Consider the following 17,955-nt stretch of genomic DNA (forward strand, 5'->3'; position numbering starts at 1 on the left):
TCCTCGAACCTAACCGGCATCATGGGCGCATGAACATCATGCTTTTTCACTCGGCCTTCGGTCTCCGCCCGGCGGTACGGGCCGCGGCGGACCGGCTGCGTGGCGAAGGTCACCAGGTCTGGACCCCGGACCTCTTCGAGGGCCGGACCTTCGGGACGGTCGAGGAGGGGATGGAGTTCAAGGACGGCGTCGGCAGCGAGGAGCTGCTCAAGCGCGCGGTCCTGGCCGCGGCGCCCTACTCGGAGCGCGGGCTCGTGTACGCCGGGTTCTCCTTCGGCGCCTCCGTCGCGCAGACGCTGGCCCTCGGGGACGAGAAGGCGCGCGGGCTGCTCCTGCTGCACGGCACCTCGGACATCGCCGAGAGCGCCGCGGTGGACGAGCTGCCGGTGCAGCTGCACGTCGCCGAGCCCGACCCCTTCGAGAGCGACGACTGGCTCACCGCCTGGTATCTGCGGATGGGCCGGATCGGCGCTGATGTGGAGGTCTACCGCTACCCGGGCGCCGGGCACCTCTACACCGACCCCGACCTCGACGACTGGGACGCCGAGGCCGCCGAGGCCACCTGGCGGACCGCGGCGGGGTTCCTGGCGAGCCTCTGAGGGCGAGCCGCCGGGGGCCGAATCCTCCGGCCCCCGGCGGCAGTCGGCCCCGTGCCTCAGCGCACCGGCGAGTCCGCGCGCTCCACCTTCTGGGTGCCGTTGAGCGTGCGGTAGCCGCGGGTCCAGGAGGCCGTCGCGGCGGGGTCGGCGCGGTCGGAGAGGGCGTAGTAGTCCATCTGCGAGGCCTCGGGGGTCACATCGAGCACCCCGTAGCCGTGCGCGTCCATGTCCAGCCACTTGATGTGCCGGTTGGCCAGCTTGATGGCGCCCTCGGCCACCGTGGAGACCGTGTTCGCCGGGACGTTCAGGATGTCGTCGACGTTGTCCGAGGTCACCGAGGTCACCACGAACTCGGTGGCCGCGCTGCCGGAGAGCGGGTACGAACCGGCCTTCACCGGCACCTCGTTGGCGAAGGCCATATGGATGTCGCCGGTCAGGAAGACGGTGTTGCGGATCGAGCGGTCCCGCAGGTGCGCGATCAGCTCGCTCCGGTCGTGGGTGTAGCCGTCCCACTGGTCGACGTTGACCGCGAGCCCGCCCTTCGGCAGCCCCAGCAACTCCGCGAGCGGGGCGAGGAGTTCGGCGGGCAGCGAGCCGAAGGCCAGCGGGGAGATCATCACCGAGGTGCCGACCAGGCGCCAGGCGGTGTCCGAGGCGGAGAGCCCCGACTTCAGCCAGTCCAGCTGCTTCCGCCCGGTGAGGGTGCGCTCGGGGGAGTCGACCTCGCCGTTGCCGATGCCGACCTGCTCCGAGCGGAAGGAGCGCAGGTCGAGCAGGTGCAGATCGGCCAGCTTGCCGAAGCGCAGCCGCCGGTAGGTGGTACCGGCCACCGAGGGCCGTACCGGCATCCACTCGAAGTAGGCCTGCTTGGCCGCCGACTGCCGCGCGGCCCAGTCGCCCTCGGACTCGGGGGTGTGGTTCTCGGCTCCGCCCGCCCAGGCGTCGTTGGCGAACTCGTGGTCGTCCCACATCGCGATCACCGGGTGCGCGGCGTGCAGCGCCAGGAGGTCGGGGTCGGTCTTGTAGGAGCCGTGGCGGGTGCGGTAGTCCGCGAGGCCGATGATCTCGTGCGCGGGGACGTGGGTGCGCACCACCCCGTCCGTGGGGTACTCGGCGTGCCCGTACTCGTAGATGTAGTCGCCGAGGTGCAGCACCGCGTCCAGGTCCCCGCGCGCGGCGAGGTGGCGGTACGAGGAGAAGTACCCGGCCTCCCAGTTGGCGCAGGAGACCACGCCGAAGCGCAGCCCGGGGGTGTCCGCGTCGTGTGCCGGGGCGGTCCGGGTGCGGCCGGTGGGGGAGAGGGCCTCGCCCGAGCGGAAGCGGTACCAGTAGGCGGTGGCCGGGCGCAGTCCGCGTACCTCGGCCTTGACGGTGTGGTCGCTCTCCGGGCGGCTGGTGGTGCTGCCGCGGGTCACGATCCTGGTGAAGTCCTTGTCCTCGGCGACCTCCCAACTCACCTCGGTGGCGGGCCCCTTGCCGGAACCGGGCACCGCCTCCGCGGAGGGGGTGAGCCGGGTCCACAGCAGTACGCCGTCCGGCAGCGGGTCGCCGGAGGCGATGCCGTGCTGGAAGAGGGGGACCTCGGCGGCCCGCGCCTGGCCGGCGGCGAGGGCGAGCGGGGTGAGGACGGCGCCTGCGGCGGCCGCCTTGACGAGGGTGCGGCGGCGCGGGGTGAGCGCCTCATCGGTGTTCTCGGCAATGGTGTGGGTCACGAGCGGTCAGATTACTGACCGGTTCATGCCGAGAGTGGGCGAACCCGCAAGAGTTCGCCCACTCTTCAGCCGTGGGACCGGGCGCCGGGCGTCCCGGGGGAGCCGCGCCGGGCCTCAACCGGCCCCGGCGGCAGCCCCGTTGAGGCCTCGCTCAGCCCTTGAGCGCCGCGTCGATCGCGGTCCGGTACTCCTGCACCGAGCGGGGCGCCTGCTTCTTGTCGGCGCCGGTCACGTGCTTGCCGTCCATCACCAGCGTGGGCGTGCCCTGGACGTCGTCCTCGTTGTCCTGGAACAGCTTCGACATCTCCAGCGCCCAGCGGTCGTAGGTGCCCTTCTTCACCGCCTTCTGGAAACCGGCGTTCCCCTTCAGCGCGGGCACCGCGTCCGCCACCTTCAGGAGATAGGCGTCGGACTTGAACTTGTCGTCCCGCTCGTCCGGGTGGTACTTCGCCGAGTACAGCTGGGTCTTGTAGTCGAGGAAGGCGTCCTTGCTCACGTTCAGCGCGGCACCGAGGGCGCTGAGCGCGTTCTTGGAGCCCTCGCCGGTGGCGGCGTCGTCGATGAAGGTGGCCCCGACGTACTGGAGCCTGTACTTGCCCGCCTCGACGTCCTTGGTCACCTCGGCGCCGACGACCTGCTCGAACTCGGCGCAGGCCGGGCAGCGCGAGTCCTCGTAGATCTTGAGGGTCTTCTCGGCGCTGTCCTTGCCGAGGACCACGGTGGTGCCCTTGGCCCCGGTGGTGTTCTCCGGCTTGACCAGCGGGTCGTCCTTGGCGGTCTCCCAGTAGCCGGGCTTGTTGTTCTGCACCACCGCGTAGCCGATGCCGCCCGCGGCCGCCAGCACGCCGACGACCGTACCGGCGACGATCAGCTGCCGCCGCACCCGGTCCTTCTTCGCCTGGCGCTCGCGCTCCAGCCGGATGCGCTCGCGGGCGGCCTGCTTGGCTTCCTTGCTGTTCCTCTTGCTCATGAGTGGTCTGCTCCGTGGGGAGATACGTGGGTGTGCGGGCGCCGGGCCCGCGCGGTCAGCCGGGGGAGACGGCCACCCACGGCGGCCCGCGCCGCCCCACGGAGTGCACCCAGGTACGGGAGCGGAAGGGCGCCGCCCACGGTGTCGTGCGGCCGCGCGGCGCCGGGGCCCGGCGGGGAGCGCGCCCCGCGCCGAGGGCGAGGAGCAGCGGGCGGAAACCGCTGACCGCGGCCGCCCGCAGCAGCTCCACCAGCGCCCGCTCGCCCCGCCGCAGCCAGGCCGCGGCGAGGAGCGAGACGCCGACATGGGCGGCGAGCAGCAGCCAGGGGACCGCCGGGTCGGTGCGCGCGAGGATCTCGGCCGCGTCCCGGCCGCCGTCGGAGACCCCGGCGAGCGGGGCGCCGACCGCGCCGCCGCAGAGCAGGTCGATGCCGACGGAGCGCAGCGGTCCGGTCACCGGGCCGCCCGCCTCGCCGTAACAGGCGTGCTGGCCGGCCGTGAAGACGGTGTCCGCGGCCAGTTCCAGGGGGATCAGCAGGGCGGCGATCCGGGCGAAGCCGCGTTCGCGCCCGGCGCAGGCGTAGGCGAGGGCGAAGACGGCCGCGGAGAGCGCCGCCACCGTGCTCAGCGGCAGCGGGGCGCGCGTGAGCAGCACATGGGAGCCGGCGGAGAGCAGCACGAGCAGCGCCGTGAAGAGCGCCGCGCGCACCGCCCGGAATGCCGTCTGACCGAGTTCCACCGCTGTCTTCGCCGTCTCGTAGTGCGGGGCGCGCCCTGAGCTGCTCCGGGCCCGCCGGTCCCTGTCCTGTCGCCGAGGAGTGTGGCACGGCCCTCGGTAAGAGAGCCGTGAAGAGTCGCTGTGAACCCGGCCGCACCCCCGGCGCCCCCGGCTCCCGGCGGCCCCGGCACGGCTCACCGCCCGGGGCCCGTCCGGGGCTCTCCTCCAGGGTCTCAGACGCCGCGGATGCGTCCGTTGCGGAAGAGGTCGACGAAGATCTGGTGGTCCGCGCGGGCCCGGGCGCCGTACGCGTGCGCGAACTCCACCAGCAGCTCCGGGAAGTTCTCCTCGTCCCCGGCGATCGCCGCGTCGATGGCCCGCTCGGTGGAGAAGGGCACCAGCTCCGAGTGGCCGCTCTCGTCGTCCGCGGCGGAGTGCATGGTCGCCGTGGCCCGGCCGAGGTCGGCGACGACCGCCGCGATCTCCTCCGGGTCGTCGATGTCGGACCAGTCCAGGTCCACCGCGTAGGGCGAGACCTCGGCGACCAGCTGGCCGGAGCCGTTCAGCTCGGTCCAGCCGAGCCAGGGGTCGGCGTGCGCCTGCAGCGAGCGCTGCGAGATGACCGTGCGGTGGCCCTCGTGCTGGAAGTACTCGCGGATCGCCGGGTCGGTGATGTGCCGCGAGACCGCCGGGGTCTGCGCCTGCTTGAGGTAGATCACCACGTCGTTCTCCAGGGCGTCGCTGTTGCCCTCCAGGAGGATGTTGTACGAGGGCAGGCCCGCCGAGCCGATGCCGATGCCGCGGCGGCCGACGACGTCCTTGACGCGGTAGGAGTCCGGCCGGGTCAGCGAGGACTCGGGCAGCGTCTCCAGATAGCCGTCGAAGGCGGCGAGGACCTTGTAGCGGGTGGCGGCGTCCAGCTCGACCGCCCCGCCGCCCGGTGCGAAGCGGCGCTCGAACTCGCGGATCTCGGTCATCGACTCCAGGAGCCCGAACCGGGTCAGCGAGCGGGCGTCGCGCAGCGCGTCGAGCAGCGGCCCCTGCGCGGTGTCCAGGGTGAAGGGCGGCACCTCGTCGCTCTTCGCGCCGGTGGCGAGCGCCCGCACCCGCTCCCGGTAGGCGGTGGCGTAGATCCGCACCAGCTCGGTGATCTGCTCGTCGCTCAGCGCCTTGGCGTACCCGATGAGGGCGATGGAGGCGGCGAAGCGCTTGAGGTCCCAGGTGAAGGGGCCGACATAGGCCTCGTCGAAGTCGTTGACGTTGAAGATCAGCCGGCCCTGGGAGTCCATGTAGGTGCCGAAGTTCTCCGCGTGCAGATCGCCGTGGATCCACACCCGCGCGGTGCGGTCGTCCAGGTACGGGCCGCCGCGCCGCTCCGCCTCCAGGTCCTGGTAGAAGAGGCAGGCGGTGCCCCGGTAGAAGGCGAAGGCGGAGGAGGCCATCTTCCGGAACTTCACCCGGAACGCGGCCGGGTCCGCGGCGAGGAGGTCGCCGAAGGCGGTGTCGAAGACGCTGAGGATCTGCTCGCCGCGCTCTTCGCCGACGGGCTGCTGGACCGACATCGCTGGATGCCTCCTGGTGCGGTGGATACTGCGGTGGGTGGCGAGGGGCCCGCCCCTCGGGCGCGCGCCCCGGGGCAGCTGCTCTGCCCGGTGCCTGTCCTGTTCCAACGCACGAAGGTACGCCCGAGTGCCCGCCGCGTCACGCCGCTTCACCCCGGGCCCGTCCGCCCCGGATCCGGCGGCCGGGCCGCGTTGTCGGTGGCCCTCAGTAGACTTCGCCACTGTCCCTCCGGACCGCCCGCACACCGCCACCGAACGCTCCGCTGGAGGCCCCCGCAGTGACCGGCACGTCTGCCCCGACAGCTCCTTCAGGTTCCGCAGGTTCTTCTCCGGGTTCCTCGGGGAAGCCCCCCTTCACGCACCTGCACGTGCACACGCAGTACTCGCTGCTCGACGGTGCCGCGCGCCTGAAGGACATGTTCAACGCCTGCAACGAGATGGGCATGACGCACATCGCCATGAGCGATCACGGCAACCTGCACGGTGCCTACGACTTCTTCCACTCGGCGAAGAAGGCCGGCGTCACACCGATCATCGGCATCGAGGCCTATGTGGCGCCCGAGTCGCGGCGGACCAAGCGCAAGATCCAGTGGGGCCAGCCGCACCAGAAGCGCGACGACGTCTCGGGTTCCGGCGGTTACACCCACAAGACCATCTGGGCGGCGAACGCCACCGGTCTGCACAACCTCTTCCGGCTCTCCTCGGACGCGTACGCGGAGGGCTGGCTGCAGAAGTGGCCCCGGATGGACAAGGAGACCATCTCCCAGTGGTCCGAGGGCCTGATCGCCTCGACCGGCTGCCCCTCCGGCGAGCTGCAGACCCGGCTGCGGCTCGGCCAGTTCGACGAGGCGCTGAAGGCGGCCTCCGAGTACCAGGACATCTTCGGCAAGGACCGGTACTTCCTGGAGCTGATGGACCACGGCATCGAGATCGAACGCCGGGTCCGCGACGGCCTGTTGGAGATCGGCAAGAAGCTCGGCATCCCCCCGCTGGTCACCAACGACTCGCACTACACCTACTCGCACGAGGCCACCGCGCACGACGCGCTGCTGTGCATCCAGACCGGCAAGAACCTCTCCGACCCGGACCGCTTCCGCTTCGACGGCACCGGCTACTACCTCAAGTCGACCGACGAGATGTACGCCATCGACTCCTCGGACGCCTGGCAGGAGGGCTGCGCCAACACCCTGCTGGTCGCCGAGCAGATCGACACCACCGGGATGTTCGACAAGCGCGACCTGATGCCGAAGTTCGACATCCCCGAGGGCTTCACCGAGGTCACCTGGTTCAAGGAGGAGGTCCGCCGGGGCATGGACCGCCGCTTCCCGGGCGGCGTCCCCGAGGACCGCCAGAAGCAGGCCGACTACGAGATGGACGTCATCATCTCGATGGGCTTCCCCGGGTACTTCCTCGTGGTCGCCGACTTCATCATGTGGGCCAAGAACAACGGCATCGCGGTGGGCCCGGGCCGGGGCTCCGCGGCCGGCTCGATCGTGGCGTACGCGATGGGCATCACCGACCTCGACCCCATCCCGCACGGACTGATCTTCGAGCGCTTCCTCAACCCCGAGCGCGTCTCGATGCCCGATGTCGACATCGACTTCGACGAGCGCAGGCGCGTCGAGGTGATCCGGTACGTGACCGAGAAGTACGGCGCCGACAAGGTCGCCATGATCGGCACCTACGGCACCATCAAGGCCAAGAACGCCATCAAGGACTCGGCCCGGGTGCTCGGTTACCCGTACGCGATGGGCGACCGGCTCACCAAGGCGATGCCTGCCGACGTCCTCGGCAAGGGCATCCCGCTCTCCGGCATCCTCGACTCCTCGCACCCGCGCTACAGCGAGGCGGGCGAGATCCGGGGCATGTACGAGAACGAACCCGACGTGAAGAAGGTCATCGACACCGCGCGCGGCGTGGAGGGCCTGGTCCGGCAGATGGGCGTGCACGCCGCGGGCGTGATCATGTCCAGCGAGACCATCACCGACCACGTCCCGGTCTGGGTGCGGCACACCGACGGCGTCACCATCACCCAGTGGGACTACCCGAGTTGCGAGTCGCTCGGCCTGCTGAAGATGGACTTCCTCGGCCTGCGCAACCTCACGATCATGGACGACGCCGTCAAGATGGTGAAGTCCAACAAGGGCCTGGACATCGACCTCCTGAGCCTGCCCCTCGACGACCCGACGACCTTCGAACTCCTCCAGCGCGGCGACACCCTCGGCGTCTTCCAGTTCGACGGCGGGCCGATGCGCTCCCTGCTGCGGCTGATGAAGCCGGACAACTTCGAAGACATCTCCGCCGTCTCGGCCCTGTACCGCCCGGGCCCGATGGGCATGAACTCCCACACCAACTACGCGCTGCGCAAGAACGGCCAGCAGGAGATCACGCCGATCCACAAGGAGCTGGCGGAGCCCCTCGAAGAGGTCCTCGCGGTCACCCACGGCCTGATCGTCTACCAGGAGCAGGTCCAGAAGGCCGCCCAGATCATCGCCGGGTACTCGCTCGGCGAGGCCGACATCCTGCGCCGCGTGATGGGCAAGAAGAAGCCCGACGAACTCGCCAAGAACTTCGTCCTCTTCCAGGAGGGCGCCCGCAAGAAGGGCTACAGCGACGAGGCGATCCAGGCCCTGTGGGACGTCCTGGTCCCCTTCGCCGGATACGCCTTCAACAAGGCGCACTCCGCCGCGTACGGCCTCGTCTCGTACTGGACCGCCTTCCTGAAGGCGAACCACCCGGCCGAGTACATGGCGGCGCTGCTCACCTCGGTGCGGGACGACAAGGACAAGTCCGCGGTCTACCTCAACGAGTGCCGCCGGATGGGCATCAAGGTGCTGCCGCCCAACGTCAACGAGTCGGTGGCCAACTTCGCCGCCCAGGGCGACGACGTGATCCTCTTCGGCCTCTCGGCGGTGCGCAACGTCGGCACCAACGTCGTCGAGTCGATCATCCGCAGCCGCAAGGCCAAGGGGAAGTACGCCTCCTTCCCGGACTACCTCGACAAGGTCGAGGCGGTCGCCTGCAACAAGCGCACCACCGAATCACTCATCAAGGCCGGCGCCTTCGACGAGATGGGGCACACCCGCAAGGGCCTCACCGCGCAGTACGAGCCGATGATCGACAATGTCGTCCAGGTCAAGCGCAAGGAGGCCGAGGGGCAGTTCGACCTCTTCGGCGGCATGGGCGAGCAGGACACCAGCGAGCCCGGCTTCGGCCTGGACGTGGAGTTCTCCGCGGAGGAGTGGGAGAAGACCTATCTCCTCGCCCAGGAGCGGGAGATGCTCGGCCTGTACGTCTCCGACCACCCGCTCTTCGGCATCGAGCACGTGCTCTCCGACAAGACCGACGCGGCCATCTCCCAGCTCACCGGCGGCGAGCACGCGGACGGCGCGGTGGTCACCATCGGCGGCATCATCTCCGGCCTCCAGCGCAAGATGACCAAGCAGGGCAACGCCTGGGCGATCGCCACCGTCGAGGACCTCGCGGGCTCCATCGAGTGCATGTTCTTCCCGGCGACCTACCAGCTGGTCTCCACCCAACTCGTCGAGGACGCCGTGGTCTTCGTCAAGGGCCGCCTCGACAAGCGCGAGGACGTGCCGCGCCTGGTGGCGATGGAGCTCCAGGTCCCCGACCTCTCCTCCGCCGGGGCCAACGCCCCCGTGGTGATCACCATCCCCTCGGGCCGGGTCACCCCGCCGATGGTCGGCAGGCTCGGCGAGATCCTCAGCCACCACAAGGGCCAGAGCGAGGTGCGCATCAAGCTCCAGGGCGCCCACAAGACCACGGTGCTGCGCCTCGACCGGCACCGGGTCCGCCCCGATCCGGCGCTCTTCGGCGATCTGAAGGTGCTGCTCGGCCCGTCCTGCCTGGCGGGTTAGGGGAGAGCAGGTACCCAAGGAGGGCGGGACGCATCCGGTGCGTCCCGCCCTCCTGCGTACTGCCGTCCGTCAACCGCCTTCGCGAAGGCGTCAGTTGTGCCCGAAGCGCCGCTGGTGCTTGCGGGCCACGTCCGCGGGGCTGCCCTGGGCGTGCTGCTGCGTCTGCGACATCGCCTCCATGGACGACTGCTCGGCCCGCTCCTTGCCCTGCTCGGCCGGACTGCTCTTCTGCTGCTTACGATCTCGCTTGTTCTTGGCCATGGTGATCTTCCTCCTGGGGGTGATCCGAGTGCCAGGACCACCTCCACATTCACATAGGATGTAAACAGTCGCATTTCAGACAATTACCCTGTGTGAAAGGAGGGATGGGACATCGGCGGCGGACGGGCGCCACGCCGAAGATCGAGTTCGAACCGTTAAGCCCCGCGCAGTCGGGCAGACTCGAAGGAAACCCGAAGCAGAGCGCTGGTGTTGTCTGTGTGAGGCACCGAAGATCTCGGGAGCACCTTTCGGATACTCCCCAGGGGAAAGAGGGTGGACCGCGTGGACCGCTGCATCGTCCTGGTGGACGCCGGGTACCTGCTGGGCGCCGCGGCGAGTCTGCTCGCCGGAGAGCCCTCCAGGTCCCGCATCACCGTCGACCACTCCGCCCTCATCCAGGGCCTGCGCGAACGCGCCGAATCCGACACCCGGCAGCCGCTGCTGCGGATCTACTGGTTCGACGGCGCCCCCGACCGCGTACCCCAGCCGGAACACCGCAGGCTGCGGGTGATGCCGCGGGTGACGGTCCGCCTGGGCGCGCTCACCCGCAGCGACGGGCGCTGGGCGCAGAAGGGCGTGGACGCCGCCATGCACGCCGAGCTGACCGAGCTGGCCCGCAACGGCGCCTGCTCGGACATCGTCCTGGTGACCGGCGACGGCGATCTGCTGCCGGGCATGATGTCGGCCAAGGAGCACGGCGTCGCCGTCCACCTGTGGGCGGTCCAGGCCGCCGACGGCGACTACAACCAGTCCGAGGACCTGGTCGCCGAGGCGGACGAGCGCCGGGTCCTGGACCGCGCCTGGATCACCCAGGCGGTACGCGCCAAGGAGGTCGGCGGTCTCTGCGCCTCCCCGCCGGTCGCCCGCCCCGAGATCGCCGCCATCCTCTCCGCGCCGTTGCCCGAGTCCGCCCTCGGCACCGCCGAGACGGCCGACCGCCCGCGCGAGGAGGGCTCCGCGCACCCGGCCGAGCCGCCCGCGGCGGGTGGCACCGCCGAGCGCGGCTCCACCGTCCGCGGCGTCCCCACCCCCAAGGACCTGGCCGGAATGCGCCCCCACCCGGCGCCCGCGGGACAGCCGGGGGCACCGCATCCGCCGAGCGCCACCCTGCGCTGGTCCTCCGACAGGGGCTGGGTGGACCGCCCGGGCACACCCGCCGAGCCCGCGGACGCCGCGGCCCTGCCGATGCTCGCCCAGCTCACCTCCGCCGAGCAGCGCTGGGCGGACCGCGAGGAGGACATCACCACGGTCGGCGGCGACCCCTACGAGGTCGGGCAGGTCTTCGCCCGCCGCTGGATGGAGCGGCTGCCGGACGCCGGGCAGGTACGCGTACTGGCCACCATGTACCCGCGGATCCCGCACCGCGTCGACGGCGAACTGCTGCGCTACGCCGCCCGGTTCGGGCTGCTCGCCCACAAGGACGACCAGATCGACGAGAACGACCGGTACGCGATCCGGGCCGGCTTCTGGCGCCAGGTGGACGTGCCCGGAGCCGGGGACCACGGCACCCCGCCGGGCAACGGCGACGGCCCGGGCCACCGCCCGCACACGGCCCCCTCGGAGCACCCCTCCGGCGGTCACGAGCCCCGTCCGGGGCCCGCCAAGGCCCAGGGCCCGGGCACGGCGGAGTCGGGGACCGCGGGCGAAGGCGCCGCCCCCGCCCAGCCGGGCCCGCGCGTCTCGGAGCACCCGGGCCGGGCACCCGAGCCGCACCCGGGACAGAAACCTGAGCAGCCCGCCGGAGACAAATCCAGCCAGCCCGCCGGGCAGAAACCCGGACCCCACCCGGGTCAGAAATCCGGCCCGCACCCCGGGCACAAGGCCGAGCGGCCGGGATCCGAGGCGGAGCACCCGGCACACAAATGACACCGAGCCCGGCACGGGACCGGCGCCCCGCGGCAGGACCCCGGCACGGGGGAGCCCGGCGTCGGGCGCCCCGGCCCGAGGCATCTCGCCGCGCGGTACACCGGCCCGTCGTGCCTGGGCTCCCGGCGGCCTCTCGTCCCGCGGTACACCGGCCCGTCGCCCCTGGACTCCCGGCGGCCTCTCGCCCCGCGGTACACCGGCCTCTCGCCCCCGGACTCCCGGCGGCATCCCGGCCCGCGGCACACCGCCCGGCCGCCTCCGGACTCCCGGCCGCACACCGCCCCGCCACCCCCGGAATCCCGGCGGCGGCCCTCCCCCCGGCGGCCCCCCTCCCCCCGGCCGAACCCCCGCCCACCGCCCACCGCGCCGGATCGGCCCCTTACGGGCGGGATCGGCGCCCCGGGCGCGGTACGCACCCCCGGACCCCGTAGTCTCGTACTTCGTGAGTACCCGCACGGCACAGGCAGGCCCGCACGGCCGTGGCGCCGATGCGGTGTGCGCGGTGCGGGACCTGGTGAAGACCTACCCGGCGGTCCGCGGGCGCCGCGGCGCACCCGGTACCCCCGCGGTGCGCGCCAACGACAAGGTCACCTTCGACATCCGGCGCGGCGAGATCTTCGGGCTGCTCGGCCCGAACGGCGCCGGGAAGTCCACCCTGGTGCGCCAGCTCACCGGACTCATGCGCCCCGACGAGGGCAGCGTCGAGATCCTCGGCCACGACATCGTGCGCCACCCCGAGCGGGCCGCCCGCATCCTCGCCTACCTCGGCCAGGAGTCCACCGCCCTCGACGAGCTGAGCGTGGCGCTCGCCGCCGAGACCACCGCCCGGCTGCGCGGACTCACCGCCGCCGAGGCCCGCGCCGAGCGCGATGCCGTACTCGACGAACTGGGCCTGAGCGAGCTGGCCTCCCGGCCGATCAAGAAGCTCTCCGGCGGGCAGCGGCGGCTCGCCTGCCTGGCCTCCGCGCTGGTCGCCGAGCGGCCGCTGCTGGTCCTGGACGAGCCGACCACCGCCATGGACCCGGTGGCCCGCCGCGCCGTGTGGGCCGCGGTCGACCGCCGCCGCGCCGAGTACGGCACCACCGTGCTGCTCGTCACCCACAACGTCATCGAGGCGGAGACCGTCCTCGACCGGGTCGCCGTCCTGGACCGCGGCCGGGTCATCGCCTGCGACACCCCGGTCGGGCTCAAGGAGCGGGTGGCGGGGGAGGTGCGGGTGGAGCTGGTCTGGCGGGAACAGGCACCGCTCGACGTACCGGAGGTCGCGGCTCTGCAAGACATCGCCGTACGGTCGGGGCGCCGGTGGTCGCTGCGGCTCGCCCCGGACGAGGCGCGGGCCGCCCTCGCCGCGGTGACCGGCGGCGCGGCCTTCTCGGCGCTGGACGATTTCACTCTGGCCACGCCGAGCCTGGAAGATGTGTACCTCGCCCTCGGCGGCGACACGAGGAACCTGAAGGGGCTGGTGAAGACATGACTCGCAGCGCAGGGGCCGCGGTCCGCCCGCCCCGGGCGAGGAGCAGCCGGTGAGTGTGCTTCCCGCGGAGATCCTGTCCGGCCGCGCGCACCGGGGCGCGCAGGCGGCGGCGCCGAGCGGGGCCCCGGCCGAGCCGCTCGCGCCGCGCGCCCGGCTGCTGCCCGCGCTCGCCGCGGTCTACCGCGCCCAGCTCTCCCGGGCGCGGGTGGCCCGTATCCCGCTGCTCTTCGTGGCCACCTTCCAGTCCATCGGGATCATGGTCCTGATGCGCGGGGTGGTCGACGGCGGGGCCGAGGCCCATGCCGTGGTCGCGGGCTCCTCCGTCCTCGTCGTCGCCTTCGTCGCGCTCAACCTGCTCGCCCAGTACTTCGGGCAGCTGCGCGCCGACGGCGGGCTCGACCACTACGCGACGCTGCCGGTGCCGCCCGCCGCGGTGGTGCTCGGCACGGCCGCCGCGTACGCCTCCTTCACCGTGCCCGGCACCCTCGTCACCGCCGTCACGGGCTGTGCGCTCTTCGGGCTGCCGATGGGGAACCTCTGGGTGCTCGCCGCGGTGGTCCCGCTCGCGGGCGCCGCGCTCGCCGGGCTCGGCGCCGCCCTCGGGCTGCTCGCCCCGCGCCCCGAACTCGCCACCCTGCTCGGCCAGCTCGGCATGTCGGCCGCGCTGCTCCTCGGGGTGCTGCCGCCGGAGCGGCTGCCCTCCGCCGTGCGGTACGCGCGAGACCTGCTGCCCTCGACGTACGGCGTGGAGGCCTTCTCCCGCACCTTCGCGGCCGAGCCCGACTGGGCGCTGGTGGCGCTCGACCTCCTGGTCTGCGGCGCGGTCGGCGTCGCCTCGCTGGCCGCGGCGACCTGGGCCTACCGGCGGGCGGCCGTCCGGTGACGCGGCCCGTGCGCGGGCCTGGCACGATGGCAGGGTGACCGCTCCGTTGACTCCTCCGCACCAACCCCCCTCCGACCCCTGGCAGGCGCCGCCCGCCGGGAGTTCGGCGATCCCGCCGCGGCCCGGCGCGGACACCGAGGGCCCCGGCCTCGCCGGTGAGCTGCGGGCGGCCGCCGTCGTGCTGCTCGCCCTGGTGGTGAGCGGACTGCTGTTGGGGCTGCTCTGGTGGCAGCTGGCGCCGCACGTCCCGCTGGTGCTGGAAGCCGGCTCGGTCTACCTCAAGGACTCCGAGGGCGAGCAGGCGATCGGCGTCGACGGGGTCTTCACCCTGCTCGGCATCGGCTTCGGCGCGGTCGCCGGAGTGCTGCTCTTCCTGCTGCGCAGGCGCGGCGGAGTGCCGCTCGTGGTCGCGCTGATGGCCGGGAGCCTGCTCGGCGCGGTGGTGGCCTGGCGGTTCGGGATCTGGCTCGGCCCCACCGAGGACGTGATCGGGCACGCCAAGGAGGTCGGCCCGGGCGTCACCTTCGACGCGCCGCTCGAACTCAAGGCCAAGGGCGCCCTGCTCGCCTGGCCGATCGCCTCGCTCGCCGTCCACCTCGCCCTCACCGGCCTCTTCGGCCCCCGCGACCCCGAGCCGGAACTCCCGTACGCCTACGGCCCCGGGGACGGCAACCCGCCGCGGCAGCAGGACGTGAAGGGCGCCTAGCCACCGAAGACCGGCCGGGGCGAGGCCGCGAAGATCACGGGTGTCACTCGACGCTCGTACGCACGGCCGGAGAGCGGCCACTCGGGGAGTCGCTCCGACCCGTGCCGAGTCCCACGGCGCGCGGGCGGTCAGCGGTCTCCGTGGCGATCTTCTCGACCGTCTGTTCCCTCGGCCTTGCCATACTGCGCGCATGGAGATGTCCGAGCCCTATGCGACGGCCGTCGCGGCCGTGGCGCCGTTGATCTGGGCCATCGGGACAGTCGAGGTTCATCAGACGCTGAAGCGTGTATGGGCCGTACGGGATGAGAGAGACCGCCGTATGGCGCAGGCCCGGGCCGCCATGGCGGCTGCTCAGGACCAGGCAGGTCTGGAGCGGGCTCGCGAGGACTGGAAGCGGGCCGAACAGCAGGAGCGCCGTGGGCTGCCGTCGGTCTTCCTGTACTTCATGTGGGTTCTGCTGGGGGTGGTCATGGCCCTGTGCACGGTGATCGCGCTGACCTGGCTCGGAGAGGAAGGCGGCCCGGGGAAGGCCAGCGGGGCTGATCCGGGAGCGGCCGCATTCTGCCAGCTGTCCATCAACGGCGGCCTGGTCTTCATCACTCTGCTCCCCGTGGCCGCGGCCCTCGCGGAGGCAACCGGCTCCCTGCGGCGGTTGCGCGGCACCCGGCAGGAGTTCGCCCAGACCGAGGCCGCGGCCGTCTCGCGGATCGAGGCCGGGCGAGCGTCGGCGCGGACGTCGTCCGAAGACGCTCCAGAGCCCGGAAGAGGCAGCGCGTGACGGTGGCCGTACGCCATCGCCACCGGTAGTGCTCGCTCCACCGTGAGCGGCTGTGCCCGGCCGTGCGGCGCCCGCCCTCAGACCCGCCCGATCTCCGCGAGTACCGCCCCGGTCAGCGCCGCCAGGTCGCCGGGGCTCAGTTCGACCTCCAGGCCGCGCCGTCCCGCCGAGACGCAGACCGTGGGGTGCCCGGCGGCAGAGGCGTCGAGGACGGTGCGCAGGCGCTTGCGCTGGCCCAGTGGGGAGATGCCGCCGCGTACGTACCCGGTGGTGCGCTCGGCGAGGGCCGGGTCCGCCATCGCGGCGCGCTTGCCGCCGACCGCGGCGGCGAGCGCCTTCAGGTCGAGGCTGCCCGCGACCGGCACCACGGCCACCGTCAGCTCCCCGTCCACCTCGGCCACCAGGGTCTTGAACACCCGCTCGGGGGCCACGCCCATCGCCTCGGCCGCCTCCTCGCCGTAGGAGGGGTGGGCCGGGTCGTGGGCGTAGGCGTGCACGGTGAAGGCGGTGCCCGCCTCGGTGAGCGCCACCGTGGCCGGGGTTCCGCCCTGCTGCTTCTTCGGCTTCTTCGCCATGGCTCTCCGGGCCGCACTCGCGGGCACGGGGCCGGGTCCTCCCGGCGCCCCGAGTCGGCGCTGCTCGTCGGTCGGGGCTGCTCGTCAGTTGAGGCTGGTCGGGTTGCGGGTCAGGTCGATCGCGGGGAGCGAGGGCAGATGGCGGATGACCGCCGTCTCGCGGCGCAGCAGCTTCAGCTCGGCGCGCAGCCGGGAGGCGATGTCCCCGGTCTCCAGGAGCCGCTGCTTGGTGGGGGTGTCGAGCACCGCCGCCGCGGCCACCAGATAGGAGACCACCGAGGGGTCGTCGGGCAGCTCCGCGGCCGAGGAGAGCGAGCGCTCGCGGGCCCCGGCCAGCTGCTTCTGGTAGTTGCGGAAGGAGCGCAGCACCCCGGCAGCCAGCGCGCCCGCCTCCTCGCCCGGCTCCTCGGGAAGCTCCTCCAGGTCGGCCATGAGGAAGGGACCGGAGGCGTCCACCGCGTCGATCCGGACCCGGGTGGTGCCGGTGGCGAGCACCTCGAAGCTGCCGTCCGGGCGTTCGCGTACGTTCGCCGCGTCCGCGATGCAGCCCACCGAGTGGAAGGCCTTGAGCGGTTCCGCGCCGAAGCCCGCGGCGGGCCCGCGCTCGGGCGGGGAGGTCTGGTCGGGCAGGCCGGGGGCGCTCGGGGCGACCTCGTGGCCGTCGCGGATGGCGACGACGGCGAAGCGGCGCGGCTCGTCCTCGGGGATCTTCACCAGCTCGTGCATCATGGCGCGATAGCGCGCCTCGAAGACGTTCAGCGGCAGCACGAGCCCGGGGAACAGTACCGAGTTGAGCGGGAAGAGCGGCAGTCGGACGGTGGTCACGACGGGCAAGCCTAGACGAGGACCTGCCCCACCTGGCCCGCCCCGGCGCGCTCCCGCGCGGACCTGCCCCGGCGCCGCCGCCCGCGGCCCGGTCAGGGGCGGCCGGTGCGGGTGCCCCCGGCGCCGCGGCCCCGGCCCCCGGACCGCTCCCGCGCCGCCTCGCGGAGGGCCGCCTCGCGCACCCCCAGGAAGTGGCCGAGCGGGTCCTCGGAGAACCGGTCCCAGGGGAAGGAGGTGGCGTACGGGCCGATCAGGCGCAGCTGCTCGGCGGCGTCCTGGTGGCGGCCGAGCCGGGTGAGCACACAGAGCAGGACGTTGCGGATCTCGGCGTGCCAGGGGTCGTGCGGCGGGAAGGTCGCCGACAGCTCGATGCCGAGGTCGGCCGCGAGGTCGAGGCGTTCCCGGGGCACCAGGGAGGAGAGTCCCGCCACCGGTCCGGGCGGGGGCCCGGTCAGATAGGCGAGGGCGGCACGGGCCGGGAGGGCGCGCAGCAGCGAGCCCTGGTGGGCGTCCTGCGCGGCGCGCTCGGCGAAGTCGAAGCACTCGCGGTGCGAGCCGTACCAGGCGGCCGAGAGGTACTGCAGGGCCGCCACATGGCTGCCGTAGTGGTGCGGGGCGCGGCGCAGGGCCTGCTCCCAGAGCAGCTCGAAGGCGGTGTGCGAGTCGTTGCTGCCCCGGGCCTGGTCGAGGGCGAGCCGCCAGGGCACCGGATCGCGTACGTCCCCCTCGGCGGCGGCGGAGATCAACGGGCCGACGGCGCGCAGGAGTTCGGCCCTGGCCGGGGACCGCCAGCCCTGGTCCAGGGCGAGTTGGGCCTTGACCAGGAGCATGTCCGGGTCGTGCGGGGCGGCCGCCTGCCAGTCGGCGAACCACTCCGGGCGGCTGCGCGCGAAGGCGGCGAGGCGCAGGGTGACCCGGTCGCGGCGCTCCCAGTCGGCCCGCTCCCGGGTGGTGGCGAGGAGTTTCGCCGCCTCCTCCCAGGCGCCCGCGGCGGCCTGGACGAGCGCGGGTCCGAGCAGCGCGTCGGGCGCGTCGAGGAGTACCTCCTCGTCCGGGGGAGGCCCCGGCGACCGGCGCCCGGCGCGTCCCGCCGATGCGGGCGCCACCGTGCGTGCCAAGCGGCGCAGCGTACGGAACAGAGCCATGGT

At 72.7% G+C, this 17,955-nt stretch carries 14 protein-coding genes and 1 pseudogene; 7 read left to right on the plus strand and 8 right to left on the minus strand.

Features of this window, described 5'->3' with window-relative positions; all coding sequences use genetic code 11:
- The first annotated feature begins 29 nt into the window (after nucleotides 1-29).
- Nucleotides 30-599: a dienelactone hydrolase family protein gene (locus MID12_RS26070; RefSeq protein ID WP_263171074.1), complete on the plus strand. Its 570-nt coding sequence runs from the start codon at nucleotides 30-32 to the stop codon at nucleotides 597-599.
- Nucleotides 600-655: 56 nt separating this feature from the next.
- Here MID12_RS26070 and MID12_RS26075 read toward each other — a convergent pair whose 3' ends face one another.
- The 4 genes from MID12_RS26075 to MID12_RS26090 form a co-directional block, all read right to left on the minus strand.
- Nucleotides 656-2,311, minus strand: a complete 1,656-nt coding sequence (locus MID12_RS26075) for an alkaline phosphatase D family protein (RefSeq protein WP_263171079.1) — start codon at nucleotides 2,309-2,311, stop codon at nucleotides 656-658.
- 151 nt (nucleotides 2,312-2,462) lie between these two features.
- Nucleotides 2,463-3,281, minus strand: coding sequence for a DsbA family protein (locus MID12_RS26080; protein WP_263171082.1), 819 nt, complete (start codon nucleotides 3,279-3,281; stop codon nucleotides 2,463-2,465).
- Between the two features lie 55 nt (nucleotides 3,282-3,336).
- Nucleotides 3,337-4,020: a hypothetical protein gene (locus MID12_RS26085; protein WP_263171084.1), complete on the minus strand. Its 684-nt coding sequence runs from the start codon at nucleotides 4,018-4,020 to the stop codon at nucleotides 3,337-3,339.
- A gap of 212 nt (nucleotides 4,021-4,232) precedes the next feature.
- Nucleotides 4,233-5,561, minus strand: a complete 1,329-nt coding sequence (locus tag MID12_RS26090) for a DUF2252 domain-containing protein (RefSeq protein WP_040254422.1) — start codon at nucleotides 5,559-5,561, stop codon at nucleotides 4,233-4,235.
- A gap of 278 nt (nucleotides 5,562-5,839) precedes the next feature.
- On the opposite strand from MID12_RS26090, the gene dnaE reads away from it, so the two are divergent.
- Complete coding sequence (dnaE, locus tag MID12_RS26095; protein WP_257786952.1) at nucleotides 5,840-9,439, plus strand: DNA polymerase III subunit alpha; 3,600 nt, start codon at nucleotides 5,840-5,842, stop codon at nucleotides 9,437-9,439.
- A gap of 90 nt (nucleotides 9,440-9,529) precedes the next feature.
- Here the strand turns inward: dnaE and MID12_RS26100 are convergent, their stop codons facing one another.
- Nucleotides 9,530-9,700, minus strand: coding sequence for a hypothetical protein (locus MID12_RS26100; RefSeq protein ID WP_163011136.1), 171 nt, complete (start codon nucleotides 9,698-9,700; stop codon nucleotides 9,530-9,532).
- A gap of 282 nt (nucleotides 9,701-9,982) precedes the next feature.
- On the opposite strand from MID12_RS26100, the pseudogene MID12_RS26105 reads away from it, so the two are divergent.
- The 5 genes and pseudogenes from MID12_RS26105 to MID12_RS26125 all read left to right on the plus strand — a co-directional run.
- Nucleotides 9,983-11,218: pseudogene (locus tag MID12_RS26105) on the plus strand (NYN domain-containing protein); the annotation flags it as partial.
- Nucleotides 11,219-12,008: 790 nt separating this feature from the next.
- The gene (locus tag MID12_RS26110; RefSeq protein WP_078845244.1) at nucleotides 12,009-13,040 is read left to right on the plus strand and encodes an ABC transporter ATP-binding protein; all 1,032 of its coding nucleotides are present in this window, start codon (nucleotides 12,009-12,011) and stop codon (nucleotides 13,038-13,040) included.
- A 49-nt stretch (nucleotides 13,041-13,089) separates the two neighbouring features.
- A complete protein-coding gene (locus tag MID12_RS26115; protein ID WP_411577007.1) occupies nucleotides 13,090-13,923 on the plus strand; it encodes an ABC transporter permease in 834 nt (277 codons plus the stop codon).
- A gap of 34 nt (nucleotides 13,924-13,957) precedes the next feature.
- Nucleotides 13,958-14,629, plus strand: coding sequence for a hypothetical protein (locus MID12_RS26120; protein WP_263171091.1), 672 nt, complete (start codon nucleotides 13,958-13,960; stop codon nucleotides 14,627-14,629).
- Between the two features lie 190 nt (nucleotides 14,630-14,819).
- Nucleotides 14,820-15,407: a hypothetical protein gene (locus tag MID12_RS26125; protein ID WP_145945176.1), complete on the plus strand. Its 588-nt coding sequence runs from the start codon at nucleotides 14,820-14,822 to the stop codon at nucleotides 15,405-15,407.
- 77 nt (nucleotides 15,408-15,484) lie between these two features.
- On the opposite strand, the gene ybaK is transcribed toward MID12_RS26125, so the two are convergent.
- The 3 genes from ybaK to MID12_RS26140 all read right to left on the minus strand — a co-directional run bounded on the left by ybaK (nucleotide 15,485) and on the right by MID12_RS26140 (nucleotide 17,952).
- Entirely contained in the window at nucleotides 15,485-15,982 is a 498-nt protein-coding gene (gene ybaK, locus MID12_RS26130) for a Cys-tRNA(Pro) deacylase (protein ID WP_040254433.1), read from the minus strand.
- Between the two features lie 84 nt (nucleotides 15,983-16,066).
- The gene (locus MID12_RS26135) at nucleotides 16,067-16,807 is read right to left on the minus strand and encodes an LON peptidase substrate-binding domain-containing protein (RefSeq protein WP_263171094.1); all 741 of its coding nucleotides are present in this window, start codon (nucleotides 16,805-16,807) and stop codon (nucleotides 16,067-16,069) included.
- Between the two features lie 92 nt (nucleotides 16,808-16,899).
- Nucleotides 16,900-17,952: a hypothetical protein gene (locus MID12_RS26140; RefSeq protein ID WP_263171097.1), complete on the minus strand. Its 1,053-nt coding sequence runs from the start codon at nucleotides 17,950-17,952 to the stop codon at nucleotides 16,900-16,902.
- Nucleotides 17,953-17,955: the final 3 nt, after the last annotated feature.

The organism is Streptomyces sp. SCSIO ZS0520 (assembly GCF_025643355.1).
Classification (GTDB): domain Bacteria; phylum Actinomycetota; class Actinomycetes; order Streptomycetales; family Streptomycetaceae; genus Streptomyces; species Streptomyces physcomitrii.